Origin of the sequence: Marinomonas gallaica (assembly GCF_049821165.1) — a bacterium.
Lineage (GTDB): Bacteria > Pseudomonadota > Gammaproteobacteria > Pseudomonadales > Marinomonadaceae > Marinomonas > Marinomonas gallaica.
This window is the reverse complement of sequence record NZ_CP187511.1, coordinates 2944097-2968511: the sequence shown is the minus strand read 5'-3', so window position 1 is coordinate 2968511 and position 24415 is coordinate 2944097. Positions and strand designations below refer to the sequence as shown.

The window sequence follows — 24415 nt, the reverse complement described above, 5'->3', positions numbered from 1 at the left end:
ATATAACAATAAATTGGATTTGTGAGTGGTCGATAAATTTATTGACTTACCTTGTTTGCATTTTGTTACAGAAGGTGATGTATGCAACAAATGGTCAGGCATCAATTAAGTGTCGGCTATTTAAAGCTACAAAAGTTCGAGGGGGTAAGAGTGCCCAATTTAAGAGCTTGTCTGTGCGCCTGTAGTGAGCCTAAAGTATTAATATTGTTACTGTTTTAATAATACTGTAACGTCTAAAGGCTCTAATGCAGGGTGTAGTTCAAATATTTAATTTTAGAGACTTTATGTCAGCTTCGGCCCCACTTAGCATTATCAAAGATGACCTAACTTTTTTATTAAGTGAAATAGAAAAGCACGGTGTGTACACAGAGCTACTTTTTAAAACAGGCTCCCCTGATGTCTTAACCAGTATTCGTGCTCGTCGCGGTTATGTCCAAACTCTGCGTGAAAAAATAGAGCTGCACTGTGCCCGCTTGCTGGAACGTCGCAAGCTAGGGACGTCCTACTACAATCAAGTCGTCGCCGTTCGCGGTTTAGCGAATGCTTTGGCTGCCATCGCTCGGGGCTTGTTAGACACTGTCGAGGCGGGCTCTCTCGACGAACAATTTGAACATCCTGATAGTGGCAATTGCCTTAAATTTATTAAGCGAGTCAATCGTACTATTGCGTTAGTTAAGGTCGGCTTTTCTGAAGATATTAGACGCACAGGTATAAAAGTTGCTCGTCGTTCAGAAAAGCTAAAAACCTTGTATGACGACATTCAAATGGAGACCCTAAGCCAAAAAGGGCGTTTGCTCGATGTCGAATTGAAAGCTTCCATTCTATGCAATGGTTGTTTGCGTCGATTAGTGGATCAACTCTCTGATATTGCGGAAACGTTGATAAAAGTGGATCTTGGTCATGTGGCAACGCTTAAAAATTACAAGCACCTTAAGCACGTTACCTCAGAACTCAATTACGATCTGAATGATGTCAAAGTGCGTCGTTTAGCATTAACGCGATCCGGCAGCGCGATCGCTTCAGTGTCGCATCAGAATGCGGCGGGTCAACATGTACTGGCGGTATACAAAGAAGGGGATCGAACTAAGATCGACGAAGAGGTTCAAGGTGTTCAAAATTGGCGTAACGTGAACCCCAAACTGGCCCCTGATGTTTTGGTGAAAACCCAATCTGATGGCGAAACCTCTGCTTTGCTGATAGAACACATTCCTGGAAAAACGCTGGAGTCGTTGCTTCGTGAAGGAAAAGAGAAGGCGCTGGAAAAAGCACTGAAAACACTGTTTAAGACACTCAATGATACGTGGCAGGCGACCTTAACGAGTGAGCATTCACGTGCTGATTTTATGCAGCAGTTACGTAAGCGTATCAAAGACAGCGCTGGCGTACACCCAGAGTATTTTACGCCTGAGCAACGAATCTGCGGTTTAGTACGTCCCAGCTTTTATGACATTGTCGATAGAGTTGAAGCGAAAGAAAGCCGTTGGCCTTCACCTTTTTCGGTTTTGATTCACGGTGACTTTAATGTTGATAATTTAATATACGATGATGTTGAAGAGCGTATTTACTTTATTGATTTACATCGATCTACCTATTTTGACTATGTGCAAGACATTTCAGTGTTGATGGTTTCGATTTATCGTTTACAAATACTCGAAAAAAATAAACGTAAAGTGATGATGGATTGTGCCAAAGACATTTATAAATTTGGTCAGCGCTTCGCAAAGCGACATAACGATGACAATTTTGATCTCAGGCTGGCAGCGGGTTTAGCTCGCTCATTTGCCACCTCCACTCGGTTTGTGTTGGATAAAAAATTGTCAACCAGAATGTATTTGAGGTCTCGCTACTTACTAGAAATGCTGGCCACTTTACCTATTGAAAAAGAAGCAAAGTTTAAGCTTCCACTTAAGGAGTTATACAGTGAATAAGCCCAAAATTGGGGTGGTAGGAATCCCAGGCAAATGGTCTACAGAAGTGCTTGCGGATCGTTTGGAAGCGTTAACGGGTTTTCGTGCCGTCATTGACATGGCTGACGTAGAGTTGCGCTTAGATACGAATCAATTGATGCACGGCGATTTAGACCTGGCCCAATTAGATGGCGTCATTGTTAAAAAAATCAGTGAAGTATATGCACCTAGTGCTGAGGACCGCATACTTATTATTTCGCATATCGAAAAACTGGGCGTGCAAGTATTCAGTTCACCGAAAGCAATTGGCAAATTGATTAACCGACTAAGCGGCACATTAGCCTTGCAGCAAGGCGGTGTGCCAATGCCGAAAACACGCGTGACAGAAAGTTTAGATCAGGCGTTGGCGGCCGTTTATGAGTTTGGCTCGGTCATTTTGAAACCTCTGTACTCAACCAAAGCGCGTGGTATGGAAATGCTTACAGCGGATCAGGATGAGGCTGAGTTACGCCAAATGCTTACTGCATACCGCGAGCAGAATAGTTTGTACTACATACAGCAAACGGTAAAGCTCGATGGACGAGACCTTGGGATGGTGTTTTTAGGAGGCGAGTACTTCTGTACCTATTCGCGTGTGGGAAATAAAGAGTCGTGGAATACTACGATTCATAGTGGTGGTCATTATGAGTTATTTGAACCGACAGAAGCATTGATTGAATTGGGCCGCAAAGCTCAGGCATGTTTTGATTTAAGCTTTACGACAGTTGACATTGCGTTGACTGACCAAGGTCCTGTTGTGTTCGAGGTATCTGCTTTTGGTGGCTTTAAAGGGGCCTTAGAAGGGTGTGAGCTTGATGCGGCGGGTGCTTACGCAGACTATGTAGTGGCGCAAATTAATCAGCGAGGTGTGGTGTAATGTTGCAGGATCTTTTTAACCCAACGCAATTAATTGCAGCTCAGGATCAGTGTGATTATCAGCGCATCTATGGCTTTGGTGAACTGTCCGTCAAAGTAAAAAGCAATTCTGAAACTTTATTAGAAGAGTTAGACCTGTATTACAAGAGTTACGTGAGCTCGAGAAACGACGAAACGGGCAAAACGCTTTATGTGATCAATCAAGAAAACATCGGCCATGAGCATGATTGGTTAGATGTGCCGCGTGAAGCCGGTAAGCAGGGTAGAAAAGAAGGTTACCTTGAGAATGCTGAAGGTGGTCGTTGGATTAAAAAATTCAAAACTGGTTTAGCGTTGCTTCAGCATCAATCTACGCCTACTGTTGTGGGTGAATGTGAACAGCAGTTAGCTCAGATTGTTAATTTTATTAATAATCAGTGTTTGAACCATTATCTAAGTCAAGGCTTCGAGCTAGGTCATGCCGCTGCGTTCAGTCGTGACGGAAAGGTGACGGCGATTGCTGCAGGCTCAGGTGGCGGTAAGTCCACGCTTATGTTGCGTTGTTTGGAAGATGAAACACGTCATTTCTTAACGAACGATCGTTTGTTGTTTAAAAATGAAGACGGCAAGGTTGCTGCCGTGGGCATTGCTAAGCTGCCTCGTGTTAATCCCGGTACGCTATTAAATGCGCCGCGCTTAAAACATATCTTACCTGTGCAGCGTCAGACTGAGCTAAAGAAAATGCCCATGTCAGAGCTGTGGGGTTTAGAGGAAAAATACGATGTACAAATTGAAGATGAGTACGGTTTGGGTCGTGTTGTGCTGCAGGGGGAGTTGGTCAATCTTGTGATGCTCGATTGGGCGCTAAACTCAGATGAACCGACCGCGCTGTTATCTGTCGATCTGTCTGCTGAAGCGGAAGAGATTGATGGCTTACGTAAGCGTCCAGGGCCATTCTTTCAAGACGGCAATGGTGAGTTTTCTCAAGATTTAAATGAATTGGCGTCCTTATCTCAATATTGCCAAGCTTTGGCGCCGATTAACGTCTATCGTTTAACGGGTAAAATCGATTTTGATCGTGCGTTCGAGCTATTGGAGACACTATGAGTAAGGTTTGTGCTCTGATACGCCATGGCGCCTACCATCAGTTAAAAAACACTCCCAGTGCGATGCAGCCCTATGCCTTGACTGTGGAAGGTGAGTATGAGGTGCGTCGGCAGGCGCGCCTGTTTGGCGAATGGTTAAGTGAATCAGGGTACACATTGGACTCTATCGTGGATGCCTCTTCTTTATTGCGTGCGTGGCAAACAGCTCGTATTTATGTCGAAGAGCTAGGACAGTTTTTCAACAATACGCCGCAGGTGGTGTGTCACTCTGAGTTGTGTGAACGCAGCGTTGGCGCGGTAGCGAATCTTCCTCTTGAAGAGATTGAGCGTATTTTAGAACTTGATCCTCGTTTTGATGTAGCGCCAAAAGGTTGGAAATCTGATAGCCATTATTGTTTGCCATTTGACGGAGCAGAGTCTTTGTTGCAAGCTGGTCAGAGAGTCGCCAAACATATTATGGCATGGCAAACAGATGGGACTGAGGCATCTAGTAACCGCAGCATTAAATTGATTGTGGGACACGGCGCTTCGATTAGGCATGCCGCTTTTCATCTAAATGTCATAAAATTTTGCGATATTAAGCGATTAAGTATGCACTATGGGCATCCAGTTGTTTTAGACTTTGTCGGCGATAAGGTGACTCAGCTTTTCGGGGATTGGAAACAGCGACAGACCCATGATGTTCCCGACTGATAAAACCTCTAAAAAAGGCCTGTAGCTTCGTTATGAAGAATCATTTGCCCACCATTTCTGACCTCCCTCAGCACGAGGAAATTCGTGCACGTTTGCCAAAAGACGTAGAGCTTTGGCCGCGTGAAACGTCCTCTTTTAACCATAAAGCGTTAGATACTCATCATCCATTGAACAAGTATTGGCGTAAAAAAGTTCGCTGGCCATCGCGCCCAGTGGTCTTTATTTCTGATCCTCATGCGGACGCACAAGCGTTTGAAGACTCTTTGATTGCAGCCGGCGTTGCCGATCGTAAAAAGCCAGGTTTGTGTCAACTTAAATTGACTAAGTTTGGTAAGTCTGCAGAAATTATTATAGGCGGTGACTGTTTAGATAAGGGCCCGAGTAATCTAGATTTGTTGCGCAGCGTGAAGCAACTGTATCGAATGAATGCGAAAGTTACGCTGTTAGCGGGTAATCACGACTTACGTTTACGTATGGGATTATTGGCCATAACTCGCAAAAAAGACGTGGGCAATCAGCACTTCTTTGTGCGTATGGGTAAGAAGATTGTACCGTTGTTCAAAGAGGTGTTTGAACAGTATTTAGAAGGTACAAAATGGGAAAAGAAGGTGCCAGATGAAGAAACGTGCCGTAAGAAACTGTTCCCTGACGAAGATTGGTTTAATGAGTTTCCATTTCATGCTGCGGGTTTTTTGACGGCTGAGGGGATTGATCGTGAAGTGCGTAAGATGCATACCAAAGTCGATAAGTTTGAACGGCATTGTTTAGAGGCAGGGTTAACGCTACGCCATGTTTATGCGGCCTCCATGCAATGTCAAAAACTGTTTTTAAGTCGTAAGGGGGAGTTTAGTTGGTTCTTCCGTAAGATGAAGTTGGTAGAGAAGCGTGGTTCGTTCTTATTTTTGCATGCAGGCTTAGACGATGTAATGGGGCGTATGTTGCTTAAAAATGGCACGCGTTATGCCAATAAAGCTTTCCACCGTAATCTTGAGCGCCGTGATTTGTTTGGCTTCTATTACAGTGCGTTAGCCAATACGTTTCGAACAAAATACCGCGATGCGGATTTGCCTTTAACGGACCATGGTGTCAAAGCCGTTCATAAAGCCGGTATCAAAGTTGTCGTTCAAGGTCATATCAACCGTATCCAAGGTCAGCGTATTGCCATTAAAAAAGGGCTGGTGCATGTTGAGGCAGATGTGACATTGGATATTAATTCTCGTATTGCTGAAGGTTTAGAGGGAACCGGCGTCGGTGCCACTCTGATTGGTAAAAAGATGGGCATTGTCGGCATCAGCTGTGATTATCCAGCGATTAAACATTTACCTGAAAAATCACTCAAGCAAATTTACGCGTAGTAGCTGAGCATGAAGTCAAAAACAGAATTTAAATACGAAGCATTACTGGAAGCGGATGATATTCAAGGGGTACTTGAAGCACTGTCTAACGGTTTATCGAAAGGTAAAATGGAATTCAGTGATGCAAAAGAGAGTACGCTTGAACTTCAGCCCAAAGGGCTTATGCATTTAAAGGTGACCGCTAGTGAAGAAGATGGCCGCCAGCAATTTGAAGTGAAAGTTCGATGGGAAAAGCGCCCTAAATCTTTGTCTAAGACGCCACCTAAAATTAAGTAAATGCTATTAAAGGTCGCACCAGCCTTCACGAGTACCGCCGTGATAGCTGCGTGCATGACCTGACACAATCAAGGCTTCTGACAATGATTGGTCATCTACATAGACATCCGCCAATAACCTGAAGTATTTCCCTCGCTTGATATTCCTGAGTTCAATATTGCTACCACTTTCCAAGAACGCTCTAGTGTAATCACGTGCGGCTTTTGCTTGGGCTTTTTCACTCGGGCATTTACCGCGTATTTCCGCAGCGTCAACGCCATTGACTCGGATGGGAATGTTTTTACCGACAATATCAGGCCAGTTACTGATATCTACCCGAAAGGTATCCGCATCATAGACGGAGTTAATACGCTCGACCTGGATGTTGCTACTAGCAACAGAAGAAAGACTGGCTAATAAACCGGTTACAACGACTGCGTAACGAATCACGGCAATTACTCCCTAATATGGTTGGTCACAGCCGTGTGATTATTCGATCCATCTATAAGCAGCAATAATAGGTTCGTTGTATTTTAAGTCAACGTGATTTGCAGTTCGCTCTATTTTTACAGGGGTTTTTAATCCTGTCTTGAGTTCCTGTCATTCAACCCATGTCATGCTTATGTTAGAGTACGCGCCGCTAGAGGTTGTTGGCACAAAGGCCAGCACGAAGAGGGAAGTCAGCGTGATTCTGACACTGCCCCCGCAACGGTAATTAAAGTTAACCTTTGTCTTATTACGCCACTGTGTTTTTTCATGGGAAGGCGACAAAGTTGGTGATGCCGCTTTATGAGTCCGGAGACCTGCCTATAGCGCGGTGCTTGTAATGCAAGCGATTTATTTACGACTGTACGGGCGAGTGCAGTGTTTATGCAGATGACATTATGACTAAACAAACTTTTTCTTTTCCAGTGTTTGCCAAAACAGCAACGGCACTGAGTATCTTGGCGGCTATTTCGCAGGCCAGTTATGCCGCAGACAACGGTGAAGCAAAACAGCTTCGCGTTGTGGTGACGGCGACGACTACCGAAATGACAGAAGCGGAGTCTTTGACGTCGGTTTCTGTGATTGACAAAGAAACCATTGAGAAACAACAGCCTCAAGAAATTACTGAGCTGCTTGCTGGCCAGCCTGGCATAGACATTGTTACGAATGGCGGGTACGGCAAAAGTACCAGCATTTACACGCGTGGATCAAACAGTACCGGTACCAAGCTATTGATCGATGGTGTGCCGATACAGTCCCATTCTCTAGGCTCTTCGTCTTGGCAGTACTTGCCAATGGCGCAAGTCGAACGTATTGAAATTGTTCGCGGACCGAAATCATCTTTATACGGTTCAAGTGCCGCTGGTGGCGTTGTTCAAGTGTTCTTGCCTGAAGCGGGGCAAGAAAATAAGGCCAATGTATCACTGGGTGGCGGTTCTTTTAATACCAAACAAGCGGATGCAAGTGTTTCTGGCTCGTCAGGTAATGCTAGCTATCTGTTATCTGTAGGTTCATTTGATACTGATGGTGCGCAAGTAAAAGAGCAAGCAGGTGATATGGGTTATTCAAACGATAATGTTTTAGCGCGTTTTGGCTATGACTTTGAGTCGGGTGCCTATGCTAAAGCCTTTATTATGCGCGCTGAAGGCGAGTCAGATTACACGACTTCTAGTAATAGTTTGCGCAGCAATGACTATGTTAACCAAGTGATTGCACTAACTGGTGGTGTCGACATTACAGAGGATTGGCAGTCCGAAATTCAGATTCGTGAATCGCGTGATGACTATGATGTGCTAAATGACCAAGGAGCACCAACCGGTACTTATTACAACAGTCAGTCTCAAGGAGTGCGTTGGGATAATACACTGTGGTTAGACAACCATGAGTTCGTTGTGGGGGCCGAGCATATTAAAGATGAGTTTGACGGCTCATATTCGAAAGAGCGCACCAGCAACAGTGTTTTTGCACAGTCATTTTCACAATTTGGTCGAGCCAGTGTGCAGCTTAATATTCGAGCCGATCATTATGATGAATATGATACGCAAACGACGGGTGGTATTGCTTTAGGCTACCAGTTAGATGATATCTATACCGCTCGTGTGAGTGGCCGAACGTCGTTTACCGCGCCAACGTTCAACTCTATGAACGCTGAGAACTGGGGCTATACACTAGCCAATGAAATTCGCCCTGAAACCTCTGAAACGTTTGAAGTAGGTATGCATGCGGACTATCTTCATGGCTACTGGGATGCGGCAGTCTATCAAGCGGATTATGACGACCTAATAGCATGGGATTATCCAACGGTGGGTAATATCGATAAAGCCCGTGTTCGTGGACTTGAGCTCGCGGCAGGTACAGATATTGAGCAGTGGTCATTTGCTGTGGCGGCGACCATATTGGATACTCAGAATCAAAGCGAAGGCGCCAATAAAGGTAATCGCTTGGTTCGTCGTGCGCACAAAAGTGCTCGCATTGATGTTGATCGACAGTTTGAAAATGCCTCTTTAGGCTTCACTGTAGCAAGCTATGGTGAACGTTATGATGATGCAGAAAATCAGTCGCTACTACCTGGGTATGGCTTACTTAATTTACGTGCAAGTTATGACTTTGCGCAGGATTGGAATGCTAAATTAACGGTTAAAAACGCTATGGACAAAGCGTATCAAACAGCGCAAGGATACAGTAATCCAGGTCGAGGTGTATTCCTGACCGTTAATTATTCGGCATTTTAATGGCTACTGATAAGCAGACATGTTTTCTGCAATTATGCTTAACTGCGTTAGCCGTTTTAATTAGCCAATCACTTTGGGCGCAAAGTGGTGATATTCGATGTGTTGAGGATGATAAGTTTCGTCAAGTATGCCTTGAACAACCGGCTCAACGCATCGCGGCATTATCACCTGGGGCAACAGAGTTGATTTATGCCGCTGGAGGGGGCGATCAAGTCGTTGCTGTCGTGTCATACAGTGATTATCCGCCCGAGGCCAAGCAAGTCACGTCAGTGGGCAGTCATACGAGGCTGGATTTAGAGCGCTTAGTCAGTTTGAAGCCAGATCTTGTTTTGGCTTGGCGAACAGGTAATCCAAGTGAGCAGATTGCAACCTTAGAGCGTATTGGTATGACCGTCTATTACGTCGAGCCGCATAACTTTGATGACATTGCGGATAATATCGTAGATATGGCTGTGTTGGCTGGCACTGAAGAAACCGGAAGAAAAGTAGCTCAGGAATTTCTGGAAGGGATTGATGACTTAGCTCATACCTATAAAGATGCTGACCCTGTAGCAACGTTTTATCAGGTTTGGGACGAACCATTGATGTCGATGAATCATGCTCATTACATTAGTAAAGTTGTCGAGCTTTGTGGTGGGGTTAACGTGTTTGCGGACTCACCACGCTTGATTCCTCGTTTGAATCAAGAGGCGATATTAATAAAGAATCCAGAAGCTATAATTGCTGGTGGAATGGGTGAACGAAATGCGCATTGGTTAGACAAATGGCGTGCGTTTCCGGAGCTTAAAGCAACGCAGCAGAATAACTTGTTTTTTGTGCCGCCATCTTTAATACAACGCCCTACGCCAAGACTTTTAGAAGGTGCAAGAGTGATGTGTGAAAAGCTAGAAATTGCGCGACAGCATAGGGATTAATTATTAGCATGCCCCGTCGAGATCTATTTTCGCCTTTAATTCTGCTTTCACTGCTTTCTGTGTTCTGCATGGTCGTTTCGATTACACAAGGTAGTGTACAGCTGTCTTTGGGGCAGATATTAGATGTACTGCAAGGGCAGGGGACACAATTAAACCAAATACTTGTTTGGGAATTGCGTGTTCCTCGCATCATGGCGGCTTTTGCGACAGGCGGCTTATTGGCTGTAGCGGGCGCCTTGATGCAGATTTTGTTACGTAATCCTCTAGCAGATCCCTATGTATTAGGGATCTCTGGCGGCGCGTCTGTTGCAGCACTACTGGCAATATTGGCAGGAGTAACTGGGATAGTATTGTCGTCGGCTGCTTTTTTTGGAGCGGCCTTGTCTACCATATTAGTATTTGGGTTAGCTCAAGGCGATGGTCGTCCAAGTCCGATGCGATTATTGTTAACCGGCGTAGTAATCGCATCGGGTTGGGGAGCATTTATTACGTTAATGCTGGCTCTGGCACCACCGCAAAAGATCCCTGGTATGTTGTTCTGGCTAATGGGGGATTTGTCCTATGCCCAATCGCCTTGGTTAGCATGGGCAGCGCTCATACCTGTGTGCTTAGTATTGATTCCGCTTGGTCGGAGTCTAAATGTTCTGGCGCGCGGTCCTTTGCAAGCCGCTGCATTGGGATTAAATGTTAAACATTTGGAACGTTTTGTATTTGTCATTGCCAGCTTGTTAACCGCTGTTGCCGTGACAACGGCGGGTAGTATTGGTTTTGTTGGGTTGGTAGTGCCTCATATTTTAAGACTCATATTAGGTAACGATCAGCGCTTGATTTTGCCTGCTTGTGCTTTGGCTGGGGGGTGTTTGGTCACGTTAGCTGATACGGTTGCGCGGACGGTGATAGCGCCTGAACAATTGCCCGTAGGCGTTATTACGGCATTGTTAGGAGTTCCGACGTTTTTGTACTTACTTCGTAGGGGCCGTGTCGCATGACGTTGTCAGTAGACGCTTTAGTCATTGATATCCCAAAGCGATCACCAGAACCGTTAACGGTTACCATGAATACTGGCCAAGTGTGGGGGGTGTTAGGCCCCAATGGTGTGGGTAAAACGACATTACTGCATACATTGGCAGGGTTAAAGATGCCAAGAAAAGGTCGGCTTAGATTGAATGATGCGGATTTGTCTTCTATTCATCGCATGAGTTTAGCGCAGCAAGTCGGCATCATGTTTCAGGATCATCAGGATGGTTTTCCCGCAACAGTCATGGAGACGGCATTGTTAGGGCGTTTCCCGCATCTTTCGCCTTGGGAGATGGAGACCGAGCAAGACATTAAAATTGCGCAACACTCGATAGATAGGCTGGAGTTATCTTCGCTGGCAGGCCGTTCTGTAACACAGTTATCAGGTGGTGAGCGACAGAGAGTGGCGTTGGCGTCTCTTTTAACCCAAAACCCGAATATCTGGTTGGTCGATGAGCCAACTAACCACCTAGATCTGCATCATCAAGTCGCCGTCATGTCGTTACTCCAGGAGAAAGCGCGCGAGACTAAGTTGGTCGTTATGTCGTTGCATGATGTTAACCTAGCAGCTCGTTGGTGTTCCCATGTGATATTGCAATACCCTGATCGACCTGCTTTAGTAGGTTCGGCTGAAAGCTTATTAACACTTGAGAATCTTGAGCCGTTGTATCAGCAAAAACTTGTGCGGGGTGAGATTGAAGGGCGATTGGTATTCATGCCTTCCATTTGATCGATAGGGAGAGTTAATGTCTTGGTTACATTATTTAGGAGCTAAGTTATTTAAGCCGTCTAGACTTAAGCCAAATACGATAGTGGTTGGGATTGATACGCCGTCTTACCGGCTTGCCAGTTATTTGCAACAAGCGCATTTAGCTAATGTCGTTGCCTTTATTGACGATGAACCATGGTCCAATCGAACGGATATTTTAGGTGTGACAGTGCGTTATCCAAGTGATTTGTCGGCATTGATAGAAAGGTGGCAGGTAACCACTGTCATCGAGTTTGATGGTAATGATCTTATTCCTGATAATGTACGCGAAGAACTTAAGCGCTTATCTTTTGAATATGTGGTTTTAGACCCAGCCATTACGTCTGACCATTGGGCTCAACAGATCCAAGACTCTTTGTGAATTAAGAGAACAACTCGAGCTCTCTGTAACGCTGTTTTGCCAATTCAATGGCATCGGAAATTTGTTCAATGGGTGTCGCAGTAGAAAAATAAAACCCCTGCATCAGGCCACACCCATTAGCGATTAAATATTTGGCTTGCTCGACATTTTCAATGCCTTCACAACAAGAGTTTAAGCCTAGGCTATTGGTTAGATCTAAGATGGCTTTCAGTACCGCTCGATCACGTCTGTCATTCAAAAAGTTAACGATAAACTCTCGATCAACTTTAATGGTGTCGATATCAATCCGTCCTAGATAACTAAGCGATGAGAACCCGGTACCAAAGTCATCTAGGGCAACGCTGCCACCAGCCTCTTGTACGAGTTTGAAAAACTTATTAGCGCTTTTATAGTCGTTTAGGTAGTTAGACTCTGTGATTTCGAATTGTAGGTGCCTTAAGAAATCAGGATAGTCCTCAATCATTTGTAGTAAATAGGGCTCAAACCAGTCACTGCTCATGTCGACAGATGAAATGTTGAAAGACACCACTATGTCAGTATTACTGCTGCGAATGATTTCCGGTAAATCTTTTAGAACTTTGTCCATAACCCAGCGAGTGATCTCTGAGATTTTGCCAGAGGTTTCAGCGATAGGGATGAACTCACATGGAGAAAGGCTGCCTAACGTATCATTTTCCCAGCGTATTAAAGCTTCTAAGCCACAGACTTCGCCGGCAGCTGATATTTTAGGCTGATAATAGAGTTGAAACTCATTATTACGAGCGGCGTTAACAATAGAGTTTACAATCAAAGTATGGCGATGGCTTTCTACAAGCATTTGAGGGTGAAAGCGTGTGACCGTGCCTTTAGCAAAGTGTTTTGAATGGTACATGGCAATGTCAGCGTAGTTCAATAAATCGTCGACCCGATAGCCTGAATCTTCGGTGTCTGCGACTCCGACACTGATTCCCGTCTGTATGCTCCATCGATCAATAGAAATAGGCACAGAAAAGCCGGATGTTAATTTTCGTGCAATGGCTACAGCCTCCATTTTGTCCTGTAGCTTGGGCAAGACGACCAAAAACTCATCACCCGCTAAGCGTGCGACAACTTGTTCGTGCTTTAAAAAGCTAGCAACAATTCTACCAACTTCAATCAGTAGCTTGTCACCTACATCATGACCCATACGGTCGTTCACGCTTTTAAAGTGATCGACGTCGAAATATAAAACGCCAATCAACTGATCGTTTTTACGTGCTTGATCCATTATATTGGTCAGCCAATACAATACATGACGGCGATTCGGAAGGTTTGTTAACTGGTCGTAGTTTGCTAGGTGATAGAGTGCTTCACGCTGCTCAGTCAGCTGCTGTGTTTGCTCAGCATTCAACTTGATTTCTGAGTCAATCACTTCAAGCATAGAATTGATATCCTGCCCAAGTGTATAGATCTCATCATCACCTCTCACCTGAAAGCGGTTACCGTACTCTTTAGTTCGAGTAATGTTGCGAGTGAATTTGGATAAATTCATCAATGGAACGAGTTGCTGTCGTATAGTGAGCAGCATGGCTGCCGTAGTGATAAGGAGAATCAGAATGAGCAGTGGTGAGGTCAGTCTGATAAGATCCTTTTGACTATTGTCTAAAGGTTGCAAGTACTCATGCGCAACTAATAAATAACCACCAATATTGCCTGTTTCATCAATGGGCTGTAGGGCATAAATATTACTTCCCTCTATAGAAACTCCTTGTTGAAGCTTTTTAGGATCGACCTCCGGAATAGCTAAAAGGTTCTGTGCTACTTGAGAGAACAATTTTGGTTGTATATAGACTTCTGCTTTATCCCAATTTTTACTATACAGTATCGCGTATTTCAGGTGTTCGTATCGCTCAAAACGTAGCAAGGTGCTGCGTAATAGAAAAGGGTCACTATCAACAGATAGCTGCAACAGCAGATCATCAGCCGTATTGATGGTCAATGCCTGCAAATTGGTCTTTACAGATTCGGCATAAATCGATTTATGTTCTTGCAATGAAACAATAAACACGCTCAAAGCTGAACAGACAACCGATATTATGCCAATTGTAAGAAGTTTAAAGCGGATACTAAACTTCAATGAGGTGGTTCCCTTTCCAGTGCCAATTCATCTATCGCTCAAATACAACAATGACACCCTCAGGTAATAAGGTATCGGATGAGACGTAAGCAATAGCGGCGGGTTCTTTGATGACAAAGTCTATGGCGTCAGCGATGGAGCTTAATTCCCTAGGCGGGGTACTTCGTCCAGTAAATAGAAGCTGCGCCCAATAAGACTGAATACGGTTCTCTGTTAAGCCAATAACACTAACGTTAAATGTTTTTCTGAGGGGATGTTCCACAGGTAAGGTAACGGCTTGAAAGCGTCTACTTAATGTCCCCCCCATGTAAATTTGACGGACTTCACTTGAGCTTAATGAGCTTAAATTCGTCTTGCTGTTGGCAATAACTTTGACGCGGTTATCATCGGCTACTGCTAAAGGGGCTATCAAGAGAGTCACTGCTAGCAAGAAGATCGCTGTTGTTGTGTTAGTGAGTACGGTAGTGATCATTAAAATACCCACTCCACTGCGACTTGATAAAACATGGCTTCACGGTTAAAGCCATCCTTGATAGAGTCAAACATTGCGGTTTCATTCTCCGCACCATCTAGCAGTGTAACGTCTGCTTTGACGGCAAGTTTGGGGCGAATATCCCAACGTGCACCTAGGGTCCATGATTTAAGGCTGTCGACATTTCTTGATGCTGAAATAAAGTTTAAACCGTATGTGGATTGTAGTAATCCCGTATAGCGAGGATCGCTAGGGGACATACCTGCTAGTGCTTGGTTCAACTCTGATGGGAAGTCTGAATATTTTACTTTACTTTCGGCATAGGTAAGGTGAATGGTGACTGGATTGAAAATATACCCTCCGGTCACATAAAAAGTATCGATTTTCGGCATGGATGTTTTCAATTCAGGGTCGATAGTTACCCATTCTAAGCCTGCAAAGTAGTCTAAATTGTCATAGCGTATGCCGAATTGATACACATTGACTTTGCTGTCAAGTGCAAGAGCATCAACTGTGCTTGGAAAGCTGCCAAAGCTTTGAATAGCATCAGATAGTAAGTTCAGTTCAGGGATATCGAGTGATACGTCCCCTTGATGGAATGAAGCTCGAAACTCAAAGTTTTCCTTTCGTAGGGTTGTTATAAAGCCGCTTAAAACATCCACATTATAGTCAGTTATACGGTTGCTTCGTTTAATCTCACCTGAGTGCTGGCCAACGTACGCTTCGAATGAAGAGTCATAGTTTTCGCCAGAATAACCCCAAGTTGCATCGATGCCTTCAAATGTTGGAAATAAAAAAAATGCTCCATACATTTGTTCTGGCGGACTAGCCCAATGGTAAGCATAACCTACGTCTATGACATCACTGTGCATAAAGAAAGGTGTACGGAGTTTACCCACTTTTAACGTTAAGTTATTTTTCGGCTGAATCGTGGCATATAGCCAATCGAGCTCTGAGTCTTTGTCTTCGTTAGTTCTAAATACACCTTGAGCGGTAAAGCTAAGGTAATCGGTCGCTTCAGCGTTGAGTTGAATGCCTAACAGAGAGTTGGTTTTTAAAGAAATGTCATCATCGTAGCCGTGAAAGTTGGCTTTATCGGTGTCGATTGTACCTGCAACAATCCGTCCAAAACTTGATACATGGAAGTTATCTGCTGTGTCTGATGCAAACACTGAGGCAGATGCCCCAAGTGAGCAAATTATGAAAGCCTTAACTACGTACATGTACTTAGTTACCATATTACTTCTGACTCATTAAGTAGACAACGCTGAAATATTAGCACTTAGTTAAGTTCCAGAGGTCTTACTTGAAGTATATTTTTGTTGTTAATAGGTAACGGTGTTTAAAGAGGACATTTTGGGGGGCGGTTAATATGAGAGGGGGCTGATAGCCCCCTCCGGTGAATTTAATAGCCAAATAGCCGTGGTAAAAATGTAACCGTGCTTGGTACAAAGGTGATTAATATCAAAACAGCAAGCTCGACTAAAAACATTGGCATGATCTGACGAGAGATGGCCGCTAAACCTACGTTTGCAATGGAGTTAGAGACAAATAAGCAGATGCCCATAGGCGGCGTCACTAAACCAATCATAAGATTAAAAATGACCACGATCCCAAAATGAACGGGGTCAATGCCAAGTGTCATGGCGATAGGGTGCAAGATTGGTAAGAGAATCAACATTGCTGCGATGCCTTCTAGGAACAAGCCCACGACAAGCAAAATAACATTGACCAGGATTAAGAACATCCATGGACTAGAAACAGAGTCTAAGACTATTTCTGAAACGGTCTGCGGTACTCTAGAAAACGTTAACAGCCAGTTCGCCGCGGCAATAACCGCCATTATGATCAGTACAACCGATGAGTCGCGCATTGCACGAACAAAAATCGCCGGTAAGTCCATGATTTTTAAGGTACGTAAAATAAACATCCCAGCGAGCAGTGCATAAGCGGCTGCAAAAGCAGCTGCTTCAGTTGGCGTTACGATACCTGTCAGGATTGAGCCAACGATAAAAATTGGCATAAATAATGGAATCCAAGCCTGAACAAACGCTTTCATTCGCTCTTTGATCGTTTGCTTAGGCTTTAACTCAGCATAGTCGCCAGCAAAAATGTACACATAAACAGATAGGCCTACGGCCAAGAATAACCCTGGAGCCACACCCGCTAAGAATAGCGCAGGTACAGATACACCGGTTGTGATTAATGCGTAAATGATGACTGGGATACTGGGTGGAATCATTGGGCCAATAACCGATGACGCAGCGGTAAGAGCGGCTGCGAATGACCGAGGGTAGCCTTCTTTTTCCATGGTCGGAATGAATACTCGACCAAGTGCAGAAGTATCCGCTACCGCTGAACCAGACAGGCCTGCGAAGATCACTGATGCCCAAATATTTACTTGAGCTAGGCCTGCACGCATATGTCCTACTAGGGAGTTAGCGAAGTTAATAATACGGCTTGTAATCCCACTTTCGTTCATTAATTCGCCAGCTAAGACGAATAATGGAATAGCCAGTATTGAAAAAGAATCTAAACCAGCAAAAACGCGTTGAGCAACTAAGCTAATGTTAAAGGGTAGAGTGGATACATGGCCGACCACACCTAATAGAATGGCGAAAGCAATCGGACTACCGACAGCGAGAAGAATGAGTAATATACCAAAGCCCAACATAGTTACTTAACTTCCTCGTGATGACCTGTAACATATTCAGCGAGTCGTAAAGCGGCCGCAATGGCTAACAGTAAGCCACCCACCACCATCGCTGCTTGGAAGTAGTACATCTGGATGCCAACCGCTGGCGCATTAATTGCCCCACGTTTCATCATAAATAAATAGCCTGAGTACGCTAAAACGACACCCGATGCCAGTGTTACTAGATCTGATATAAACTGCAGGGCTATTTTGATCTTTGGTTGAACTGCGTTCTCTAAAAACGAAAAGCGGATATGAAGGCCGTGTAAATAACATAGCACCGTGCCAAACATAGTGCCGTAAATCATAGCGTAACGAGCAATTTCTTCGCTCCACTGAATAGGTGAGTTTAACAAATAGCGGCTTAAGCTGCTGACTAACACAACGCTAAAAATAACAAATAGAGAGGTGCCGGTTAAGAAAGCCAAGAGGCGTTTGTACAGGCGTATCATGGGCATTTTCCGAGAAAAGCAGAGAGGGTTAATATAATAATCGGGGGAGAGGGCATCCCCCGATTATTCGAGATTATAGACGCTTAGCCTTAATCATTGGTTGCGATTTTAACAGATGCTTGAACGCGATCAATCCATGCAGGGTCTACTTCATCTTTTAACCATTCGATCACTGCAGGTTGCGCAGACGCTTGGAACTTAGCGAGTTGTTCTGATGTCGGTGTTGTGATTTCCATGCCATTTTCACTGAGTGATTTTAAGCCTTTAGCGGAATTAAATTGTTGGATGGCACGCCCCATAGTTCCAGCTACTTTGGCAGCACGGGCAACAATTTCTTGGTCAGCCTGATCAAGAGACTGGTATAGATCTTCATTAATTAAAAAGAAGTCAGTGCCGTAGACATGGCCATCAAGCGTTAAGTATTTTTGGAATTCATAAAACTTGTTCGCATCTATAACACTTACTGGGTTTTCTTGGCCATCTACAACACCCGTGGTGAGTGCAGATGGTACTTCTGGCCACGCAATAGGTGTGGGTTCAGCGCCCATTGCTTTAACCATTTCTACGTATAGCGGCAGTGTCATAACGCGAATTTTTAGACCTTCAAGGTCTGCAGGCTCTGCAACAGGGCGTTTGGAGTTGGTAAAATTACGGAAACCGGTTTCTCCGTAAGCAAGCGTGCGAAGCCCTGTTTGTTCTAAACAATGCTTTGATAGCGCTTTACCGAATTCGCCATCCAGTACTTCCCACGCGACGGGCGCAGATGGAAACAAGTAAGGGATTTCAAGCACAGAAGCTTCTTTACAAACTTTTGCAAAAGCACCTGATACCATTGTCATGCTAATCATGCCTTCTTGAGCTGATTGCACGAGGTCAGTTTCTCCACCTAGTTGGCCTGAAGGGTAGACATTCACCTCAATACGTCCGCCAGATTCTGCTTCCACTAAGTTTTTAAATACTTCAGTAGCGGCACCTTTCTTGGAAGTACTCCATTCTTGAGGGTCAACGTGACCAACAGTCAGAGTGATGTCTGCAGCAGTGGCCGCGGTTGCAATGCTTGCCGTCGCTAAACCAAGCATCAGTTTTTTTGAAAAGTTCATATTGGTCTCCAAATTCGGGGTCAACCCGGGATCATTATTTTTGTCTTATATAGCCATGCCTTCTCACAATGGCGGATATTTTGAAATGCTATGTCGACCTAGTAATTCATTATGCCGCAGGTCGAGTCGCCATCATGTGTATGAAAAGGCAATTCTGGAGTGCTCCCGATCACTGCTAGGAATCAGGAACGCCACAAAAGTGTATTAATTCACATCTATTTAGAAATGATTTTTTAGGGCTTCTAATATTCCAAAAATGATATACAAAATAAAGTAAAATCCTGAAATTCACGATAAAAATTTATAAAACAATAGGTTGCGAGGCATTTAAGGTCGATTTGTAAGTAAAGAAAGTGTTTTTGATATTACCCGTATTCATAAAATAAATTCATATTGAAAAAAGAGGATAAAGTGCTATACCAAAATGCAATACAGTTGTCGTGAAATTGAAATAGTCAAACGCTCTCAACCTGCCAATACTTTTGGGTAAATTCGAGCGTCTTCTGGAAGTGGTTTCACCTTCAATTACCGCTGCAGAGCGCTCTTAACAATTACCATTCCCAATAATAATTAGATACAAGAGAGCAGTAGTATGATTATAGATTGCCATGGCCATTACACGACTACGCCGCCTGCTGTGGGTGAATACAGAGACAAGCAGAAAGCGGATGTAGCGCGTGATCCTTCTTCTGTTGGTGAAAAAGGAACGATGCATATTTCCGATGACGAAATTCGTGAAAGCATCATTAATAATCAGCTTCGACTGCAACAACAGCGTGGTACTGATCTCACGATTTTTTCCCCTCGTGCGAGTTGGATGGGACACCATATTGGCAATGAACATACCAGTCAATATTGGACGGAGCATCAAAATGATCTGATTCGCCGTGTTTGCGATCTCTTTCCTGAAAACTTTGTACCTGTGGCACAGTTACCACAATCGCCCGGTGTTGACCCTGCGAAGTCAGTGCCAGAAATCGTTCGTACAGTTGAAGAGATGGGCTTTATTGGTATCAACCTTAATCCTGACCCAAGTGGCGGTCACTGGAATGGTTCTCGTCTATCGGATCGCTCTTTCTATCCTATTTATGAAAAAATGTCAGAGCTCGACATTCCCGCAATGATTCACGTATCAGCTGCGTGCAATAGCTGTTTCGATACAACAGGTTCTCACTACCTAGGTGCGGATACGACAGGCTTCCAGCAACTGATGATGTCAGACGTATTCAAAGACTTTCCTGATCTGAAAGTCATCATTCCTCATGGTGGTGGTGCCGTGCCTTATCATTGGGGGCGTTTCCGTGGTTTGGCGTTGGATAAAGGCTTTGAGCTTGAAGAACGCGTACTAAACAACATTTACTTTGATACCTGTGTTTATCATCAACGCGGTATTGATTTACTGCTTGATATCATTCCTACGAAAAACATTTTATTTGCGTCTGAAATGATTGGTGCTGTGCGCGGTATTGATCCTGAGACGGGTCATTACTTCGATGATACTAAGCGCTATATAGACAACAACACGGTACTAAGTGATGCCCAAAAACAAGATATTTTTGAGCATAACACGCGTCGTGTTTTCAGCCGTTTAAAAGTTTAATGCTAAGGAGTCTCCCATGAGAGAGAACATCGTAGTTCAACATATTGAACGCGCAGATCCGACTGTTATCGATGGTTTAGCGCAGTGTGGTGTTGCAACCATTCATGAAGCACAAGGGCGAGTTGGATTATTGGCGGATTACATGCGTCCGATTCAACAAGATGTTGCCGTTGCTGGGTCTGCCATCACCATCTCTGGTGCGGCGGGCGACAACTGGATGATGCACGTTGCTATTGAGCAATGTCAGGCTGGTGACATCATGGTTTTTGCCCCAACGTCGCCCTCGAATCACGGTTTTTTTGGTGATTTATTAGCGACATCTGCACAGTCCCGAGGTGTTGTTGGGTTAATCATTGACGGGGGAGTACGCGATACTCGCGACTTGCGTCAAATGCATTTCCCTGTTTGGTCAAAAGCCGTGTTTTCACAAGGCACTATTAAAGAAACACTTGGTTCAGTCAACGTACCAATTGTATGCGCTGATCATTTAGTTAATCCCGGAGACGTGATTATTGCGGACGATGATGGTGTAGTCGTCGTGCGACGTGAAAGTGCGAAGAATGTTCTTGAATTGTCGCGTCAACGTATGGCCAAAGAAGAGGAGAAACGTCTACGAATGGCCAATGGTGAGCTTGGCTTAGATATTTATGAAATGCGGTCGCGTCTAGAAGAAAAAGGTCTGAAGTATGTCTAAGGGCATTGAGTGCATGTGGATGCGCGGAGGCACGTCTAAAGGCGCTTACTTTGTTGCAGATGCGTTGCCAGCTGATCCGCAAGCCCGCGCTGATGTGCTGTTGCGCGTCATGGGATCACCCGATGCTCGGCAGATCGACGGCATGGGGGGGGCAGACCCCCTTACGTCAAAAGTAGCGGTTGTACAAAAATCTGATCGTGACGACGCCGATGTGGATTATTTATTTCTGCAAGTGTTTGTCGATCAAGCCATTGTGACGGATGCTCAGAATTGCGGCAATATCTTAGCCGGTGTAGGGCCTTTTGCTATTGAGCGCGGTTTAGTTGAATCGGTTGAGGGGGAGACTGAAGTACGCATTTATATGCAGAATACAGGACAGATCTCAATAGCTCGAGTACAGGTGAAAGAAGGTGTAGTCGTTTACGAGGGTGATGCACGTATAGATGGGGTGCCTGGGTTTTGTGCACCAGTACCAATCACTTTTAAAGATACGGCTGGATCTAGCTGCGGTGCGCTGTTACCTACAGGTAATACGGTTGACATTATCAATGGCGTTGAAGTGACTCTGATAGATAATGGTATGCCATGCGTTGTGATGCGTGCTTCAGATATGGGGATATCTGGTAATGAAGCGCGTGAAGTGCTTGAAGCAAATCTTGAATTACGTGACAAGCTTGAGGCTATAAGGCTACAAGCTGGTCCCTTGATGAATCTTGGTGACGTGACAGAAAAGTCTGTTCCCAAAATGACCATGGTATCAAAAGCTTCAAATGGTGGTGCAATTTCTACGAGAACGTTTATTCCGCACCGTTGTCATGCCTCTATTGGTGTATTAGGTGCGGTCAGCGTGGCAACGGCGGCGGTTTTAGATGGGACTCCTGCGAGAGACATGGCTACGTATGAAAAGGGACGACAAATGACGTTAGATGTGGAGCACCCAACTGGTTGTATGACCGTTGTGTTGGATCGGGATGCCAATGGACAGGTGATGTCCGCGGCGTTACTGAGAACCGCACGGAAGTTGTTTGACGGCAAAGTGTTTGTACACGAAAACGGTCTTTAACCCGTTCTTTCATTAAAAAGAATAACGATAGGTAGCTAAAGATGGACAAAGATTATCTTCCATTTCATCCAAATCCAAGCAAGCCAACATATCAAGCTCCGGCAGGTGCCGTTGATGCTCATTGTCACGTGTTTGGTCCTGCGGATAAATTTCCATATCACCCAAAGCGTAAATACACGCCCTGTGATGCCTCAAAAGATCAGTTGTTTGCACTGCGTGATCACCTTGGTTTCTCTCGTAATGTCATTGTGCAAGCATCTTGCCACAGCACGGATAACGCCGCCTTACTTGATGCCTTGCAAACAGCAGGAGGGTTAGCGCGCGGTGTGGCATTTATTGATGATTCCTTCACGATTGATCAGTTGCAAACAATGCATGACGCTGGGGTACGTGGTGTACGTTTTAACTTTGTTAAGCGTCTTGTTGATAGTACGCCAAAAGACGTTTTTCTAAGCATAGCGGAAAAGGTTAAAACTCTCGGATGGCATATTGTTGTGTACTTTGAGGCGCCAGACTTGGAAGAATTAATTCCATTCTTAAACGAACTGGGTACAACTATTGTCGTTGATCATATGGGGCGTCCAGATGTAGCCAAGGGTGTTGATCATCCAGATTTCGAGCGCTTTCTAGGTTTTATGGCAGACAATGAAAATGTCTGGTGTAAGGTGAGCTGTCCTGAGCGACTCACCCTGCAAGCTCCGGACTACTCTGATGTTGTTCCTTTTGCCAAAACTTTGGTTGAGAGATTTCCTGAACGAGTGTTGTGGGGTACTGACTGGCCTCACCCAAACATGAAATCGCATGTGCCTGATGACGGCCATTTAGTGGATGTGATTCCAATGATTGCGCCCACCACTGAGCTGCAGCAAAAGCTGTTAGTGGATAATCCAATGCGTTTGTACTGGGCATAATTCAGAACAGACAGAATAAGAATAAGAGGTCATTATGGCGACTAATGAGACAAGAGAATTTCCTGGTACCTATCTGTTTGATAGCAAAATGGCTAAAAAAGGGTACGGCTTAAACAAAATGTGTTACTCGTTTAATAATCAAGAGGCACGTGATGAATTTAATGCAGATCCTGACGCTTACTGTGACAAATTCAATTTGAGTGATGCTCAGAAAGTAGCGATTAAAGAGAAAGACATCATAGCGATGCTTAGAGAGGGAGGCAGTATTTATTATTTGGCCAAATATGCGGGCTTGCTAAAATTAAACATGCAAGATATTGGCGCCCTGCAAACAGGTATGAGTGTGGATGAATTCAAAGACATGCTTGTTAAAAATGGTCGAGGAGACGTGTAATGGCAAACATCATTGGTGGAATCACAACTTCGCACATCCCTGCGATCGCAAACGCAATGGCAAATGGCCTAGAAGAGACGCCTTATTGGAAGCCTTTCTTTGATGGCTACCCACCTGTGCGTGATTGGTTGAACGAGAAAAAACCTGACGTCATTATCTTATTTTATAATGATCATGGGCTTGAGTTCTTTATAGATAAAAAACCAACGTTTGCTATTGGTGTGGCAGATGAATATCACAACGCTGATGAAGGTTGGGGGATTCCAACGATTCCACCTGTTACGGGTGAATCGGAGTTATCTTGGCACATTGCCAACAGCTTAGTTGAAGATGGCTTTGATATGACCATTTGCCAAGAAATGAAAGTAGATCATGGTCTAACTGTGCCTTTGAACCTTATGTGGCCGGGCTATAATTACGGGCATGTTAAAGTTATTCCTGTGTGCATCAACTGCGAACAGCATCCAATGCCGCAACCGAAACGTACCTTTGCTCTAGGTCAGGCTATTGGACGTGCTGTCGCGTCATTCGAAGAGGATCTGAATGTCGTGGTATTTGGTACGGGAGGTATGTCTCATCAACTTGATGGAGAACGAGCAGGCATTATCAATCGTAAGTTTGATATAGAATGTCTTGATAAATTGGTGACTGACCCCGAAGATTTAACTAAATACTCAAATTTAGATTTGGTTGAGATTGCTGGCGCTCAAGGCGTTGAGCTGAATATGTTGCTTGCAATGCGTGGTACATTGATTGGCCAAGTGAAAGAGTTGCACCGTAACTATCACGCTCCGATATCTAACACTGGATCTGGGCTGATGTTGTTAGAGCATACGATGCCCGAGAAATAACCTTCACGTAATTTTTGTATTTAATTGAGAAAACCTAAAAAGCCATAACAGTGTTATGGCTTTTTAGGTTTATAGATTTTAATACTATAGGTTTTATTAT

At 44.4% G+C, this 24415-nt stretch carries 24 protein-coding genes and 1 riboswitch; of the genes, 17 read left to right on the top strand and 7 right to left on the bottom strand.

All coding sequences use genetic code 11. The features are described 5' to 3' along the window. Positions 1–284: 284 nt before the first annotated feature. From ACPUEK_RS14070 to ACPUEK_RS14045, 6 genes are read left to right on the top strand one after another with little or no spacing between them, the layout of a single operon-like run. Positions 285–1928, top strand: coding sequence for an aminoglycoside phosphotransferase family protein (locus tag ACPUEK_RS14070; RefSeq protein WP_425641128.1), 1644 nt, complete (start codon positions 285–287; stop codon positions 1926–1928). Beyond that, positions 1921–2823, top strand: a complete 903-nt coding sequence (locus tag ACPUEK_RS14065; protein WP_425641127.1) for a GAK system ATP-grasp enzyme — start codon at positions 1921–1923, stop codon at positions 2821–2823. The genes ACPUEK_RS14070 and ACPUEK_RS14065 overlap by 8 nt, the downstream gene beginning before the upstream one ends. Continuing rightward, positions 2823–3908 (top strand): HprK-related kinase B, encoded by a 1086-nt coding sequence (locus ACPUEK_RS14060; protein ID WP_425641126.1) that lies wholly within the window; start codon positions 2823–2825, stop codon positions 3906–3908. The genes ACPUEK_RS14065 and ACPUEK_RS14060 overlap by 1 nt, the downstream gene beginning before the upstream one ends. Then, the gene (locus tag ACPUEK_RS14055) at positions 3905–4600 is read left to right on the top strand and encodes a histidine phosphatase family protein (RefSeq protein ID WP_425641125.1); all 696 of its coding nucleotides are present in this window, start codon (positions 3905–3907) and stop codon (positions 4598–4600) included. The genes ACPUEK_RS14060 and ACPUEK_RS14055 overlap by 4 nt, the downstream gene beginning before the upstream one ends. A 32-nt stretch (positions 4601–4632) precedes the next feature. Further along, positions 4633–5955 (top strand): metallophosphoesterase, encoded by a 1323-nt coding sequence (locus ACPUEK_RS14050; RefSeq protein ID WP_425641124.1) that lies wholly within the window; start codon positions 4633–4635, stop codon positions 5953–5955. A 9-nt stretch (positions 5956–5964) separates the two neighbouring features. Next, positions 5965–6231, top strand: coding sequence for an amphi-Trp domain-containing protein (locus ACPUEK_RS14045; RefSeq protein WP_425641123.1), 267 nt, complete (start codon positions 5965–5967; stop codon positions 6229–6231). Positions 6232–6237: 6 nt separating this feature from the next. Here the strand turns inward: ACPUEK_RS14045 and ACPUEK_RS14040 are convergent, their stop codons facing one another. After that, positions 6238–6660: a thermonuclease family protein gene (locus ACPUEK_RS14040; RefSeq protein WP_425641122.1), complete on the bottom strand. Its 423-nt coding sequence runs from the start codon at positions 6658–6660 to the stop codon at positions 6238–6240. A gap of 177 nt (positions 6661–6837) precedes the next feature. Continuing rightward, positions 6838–7035: riboswitch (cobalamin riboswitch) on the top strand. 59 nt (positions 7036–7094) lie between these two features. Between ACPUEK_RS14040 and ACPUEK_RS14035 the strand changes: the two genes are divergently transcribed. From ACPUEK_RS14035 to ACPUEK_RS14015, 5 genes are read left to right on the top strand one after another with little or no spacing between them, the layout of a single operon-like run. Next, positions 7095–8927, top strand: coding sequence for a TonB-dependent receptor domain-containing protein (locus ACPUEK_RS14035; protein WP_425641121.1), 1833 nt, complete (start codon positions 7095–7097; stop codon positions 8925–8927). After that, a complete protein-coding gene (locus ACPUEK_RS14030; RefSeq protein WP_067037435.1) occupies positions 8927–9841 on the top strand; it encodes a cobalamin-binding protein in 915 nt (304 codons plus the stop codon). The genes ACPUEK_RS14035 and ACPUEK_RS14030 overlap by 1 nt, the downstream gene beginning before the upstream one ends. An 8-nt stretch (positions 9842–9849) precedes the next feature. After that, positions 9850–10830, top strand: a complete 981-nt coding sequence (locus ACPUEK_RS14025; protein ID WP_067037437.1) for a FecCD family ABC transporter permease — start codon at positions 9850–9852, stop codon at positions 10828–10830. Next, a complete protein-coding gene (locus ACPUEK_RS14020) occupies positions 10827–11588 on the top strand; it encodes an ABC transporter ATP-binding protein (protein WP_067223125.1) in 762 nt (253 codons plus the stop codon). The genes ACPUEK_RS14025 and ACPUEK_RS14020 overlap by 4 nt, the downstream gene beginning before the upstream one ends. Before the next feature lie 16 nt (positions 11589–11604). Then, a complete protein-coding gene (locus ACPUEK_RS14015) occupies positions 11605–11988 on the top strand; it encodes a nucleoside-diphosphate sugar epimerase/dehydratase (protein WP_425641120.1) in 384 nt (127 codons plus the stop codon). Between the two features lies 1 nt (position 11989). Here the strand turns inward: ACPUEK_RS14015 and ACPUEK_RS14010 are convergent, their stop codons facing one another. From ACPUEK_RS14010 to ACPUEK_RS13985, 6 genes are all read right to left on the bottom strand, one after another. Then, on the bottom strand, positions 11990–14014 hold the full coding sequence (locus ACPUEK_RS14010; RefSeq protein WP_082866276.1) for an EAL domain-containing protein: 2025 nt from the start codon (positions 14012–14014) through the stop codon (positions 11990–11992). A gap of 100 nt (positions 14015–14114) precedes the next feature. After that, positions 14115–14555 (bottom strand): hypothetical protein, encoded by a 441-nt coding sequence (locus tag ACPUEK_RS14005; RefSeq protein ID WP_425641119.1) that lies wholly within the window; start codon positions 14553–14555, stop codon positions 14115–14117. Further along, positions 14555–15778 (bottom strand): porin, encoded by a 1224-nt coding sequence (locus tag ACPUEK_RS14000; RefSeq protein ID WP_425641118.1) that lies wholly within the window; start codon positions 15776–15778, stop codon positions 14555–14557. Before ACPUEK_RS14000 ends, ACPUEK_RS14005 begins: the two co-directional genes overlap by 1 nt. A gap of 182 nt (positions 15779–15960) precedes the next feature. Continuing rightward, positions 15961–17229 (bottom strand): TRAP transporter large permease, encoded by a 1269-nt coding sequence (locus ACPUEK_RS13995; RefSeq protein ID WP_425641117.1) that lies wholly within the window; start codon positions 17227–17229, stop codon positions 15961–15963. 2 nt (positions 17230–17231) lie between these two features. Beyond that, complete coding sequence (locus ACPUEK_RS13990) at positions 17232–17702, bottom strand: TRAP transporter small permease (protein ID WP_425641116.1); 471 nt, start codon at positions 17700–17702, stop codon at positions 17232–17234. Between the two features lie 89 nt (positions 17703–17791). Further along, complete coding sequence (locus tag ACPUEK_RS13985) at positions 17792–18802, bottom strand: DctP family TRAP transporter solute-binding subunit (protein WP_425641115.1); 1011 nt, start codon at positions 18800–18802, stop codon at positions 17792–17794. Between the two features lie 592 nt (positions 18803–19394). Between ACPUEK_RS13985 and ACPUEK_RS13980 the strand changes: the two genes are divergently transcribed. The 6 genes from ACPUEK_RS13980 to ACPUEK_RS13955 are packed head-to-tail and all read left to right on the top strand — an operon-like array spanning position 19395 to position 24315. Then, positions 19395–20402 carry an amidohydrolase family protein gene (locus ACPUEK_RS13980; RefSeq protein ID WP_425641114.1) on the top strand — a complete coding sequence of 336 codons (1008 nt, stop codon included), beginning with the start codon at positions 19395–19397 and terminating at the stop codon, positions 20400–20402. A gap of 16 nt (positions 20403–20418) precedes the next feature. After that, positions 20419–21096 carry a 4-carboxy-4-hydroxy-2-oxoadipate aldolase/oxaloacetate decarboxylase gene (locus ACPUEK_RS13975; RefSeq protein WP_425641113.1) on the top strand — a complete coding sequence of 226 codons (678 nt, stop codon included), beginning with the start codon at positions 20419–20421 and terminating at the stop codon, positions 21094–21096. Continuing rightward, entirely contained in the window at positions 21089–22159 is a 1071-nt protein-coding gene (locus ACPUEK_RS13970; RefSeq protein ID WP_425641112.1) for a 4-oxalomesaconate tautomerase, read from the top strand. The genes ACPUEK_RS13975 and ACPUEK_RS13970 overlap by 8 nt, the downstream gene beginning before the upstream one ends. A gap of 41 nt (positions 22160–22200) precedes the next feature. Then, positions 22201–23070 carry an amidohydrolase family protein gene (locus tag ACPUEK_RS13965; protein ID WP_425641111.1) on the top strand — a complete coding sequence of 290 codons (870 nt, stop codon included), beginning with the start codon at positions 22201–22203 and terminating at the stop codon, positions 23068–23070. 34 nt (positions 23071–23104) lie between these two features. Then, entirely contained in the window at positions 23105–23464 is a 360-nt protein-coding gene (locus ACPUEK_RS13960; protein ID WP_067037459.1) for a protocatechuate 4,5-dioxygenase subunit alpha, read from the top strand. Further along, a complete protein-coding gene (locus tag ACPUEK_RS13955; protein WP_425641110.1) occupies positions 23464–24315 on the top strand; it encodes a class III extradiol dioxygenase family protein in 852 nt (283 codons plus the stop codon). The genes ACPUEK_RS13960 and ACPUEK_RS13955 overlap by 1 nt, the downstream gene beginning before the upstream one ends. Positions 24316–24415 lie beyond the last annotated feature (100 nt).

Coding starts and splice junctions, on each gene's coding strand:
- ACPUEK_RS14005 (WP_425641119.1), bottom strand. CDS start 14,555: ATGATCACTACCGTACTCACTAACACAACAACAGCGATCTTCTTGCTA.
- ACPUEK_RS14050 (WP_425641124.1), top strand. CDS start 4,633: ATGAAGAATCATTTGCCCACCATTTCTGACCTCCCTCAGCACGAGGAA.
- ACPUEK_RS13985 (WP_425641115.1), bottom strand. CDS start 18,802: ATGAACTTTTCAAAAAAACTGATGCTTGGTTTAGCGACGGCAAGCATT.
- ACPUEK_RS13995 (WP_425641117.1), bottom strand. CDS start 17,229: ATGTTGGGCTTTGGTATATTACTCATTCTTCTCGCTGTCGGTAGTCCG.
- ACPUEK_RS14020 (WP_067223125.1), top strand. CDS start 10,827: ATGACGTTGTCAGTAGACGCTTTAGTCATTGATATCCCAAAGCGATCA.
- ACPUEK_RS13980 (WP_425641114.1), top strand. CDS start 19,395: ATGATTATAGATTGCCATGGCCATTACACGACTACGCCGCCTGCTGTG.
- ACPUEK_RS13975 (WP_425641113.1), top strand. CDS start 20,419: ATGAGAGAGAACATCGTAGTTCAACATATTGAACGCGCAGATCCGACT.
- ACPUEK_RS13970 (WP_425641112.1), top strand. CDS start 21,089: ATGTCTAAGGGCATTGAGTGCATGTGGATGCGCGGAGGCACGTCTAAA.
- ACPUEK_RS13960 (WP_067037459.1), top strand. CDS start 23,105: ATGGCGACTAATGAGACAAGAGAATTTCCTGGTACCTATCTGTTTGAT.
- ACPUEK_RS14070 (WP_425641128.1), top strand. CDS start 285: ATGTCAGCTTCGGCCCCACTTAGCATTATCAAAGATGACCTAACTTTT.
- ACPUEK_RS14025 (WP_067037437.1), top strand. CDS start 9,850: ATGCCCCGTCGAGATCTATTTTCGCCTTTAATTCTGCTTTCACTGCTT.
- ACPUEK_RS14015 (WP_425641120.1), top strand. CDS start 11,605: ATGTCTTGGTTACATTATTTAGGAGCTAAGTTATTTAAGCCGTCTAGA.
- ACPUEK_RS14045 (WP_425641123.1), top strand. CDS start 5,965: ATGAAGTCAAAAACAGAATTTAAATACGAAGCATTACTGGAAGCGGAT.
- ACPUEK_RS14060 (WP_425641126.1), top strand. CDS start 2,823: ATGTTGCAGGATCTTTTTAACCCAACGCAATTAATTGCAGCTCAGGAT.
- ACPUEK_RS14055 (WP_425641125.1), top strand. CDS start 3,905: ATGAGTAAGGTTTGTGCTCTGATACGCCATGGCGCCTACCATCAGTTA.
- ACPUEK_RS14030 (WP_067037435.1), top strand. CDS start 8,927: ATGGCTACTGATAAGCAGACATGTTTTCTGCAATTATGCTTAACTGCG.
- ACPUEK_RS14000 (WP_425641118.1), bottom strand. CDS start 15,778: ATGTACGTAGTTAAGGCTTTCATAATTTGCTCACTTGGGGCATCTGCC.
- ACPUEK_RS13955 (WP_425641110.1), top strand. CDS start 23,464: ATGGCAAACATCATTGGTGGAATCACAACTTCGCACATCCCTGCGATC.
- ACPUEK_RS13965 (WP_425641111.1), top strand. CDS start 22,201: ATGGACAAAGATTATCTTCCATTTCATCCAAATCCAAGCAAGCCAACA.
- ACPUEK_RS13990 (WP_425641116.1), bottom strand. CDS start 17,702: ATGATACGCCTGTACAAACGCCTCTTGGCTTTCTTAACCGGCACCTCT.
- ACPUEK_RS14035 (WP_425641121.1), top strand. CDS start 7,095: ATGACTAAACAAACTTTTTCTTTTCCAGTGTTTGCCAAAACAGCAACG.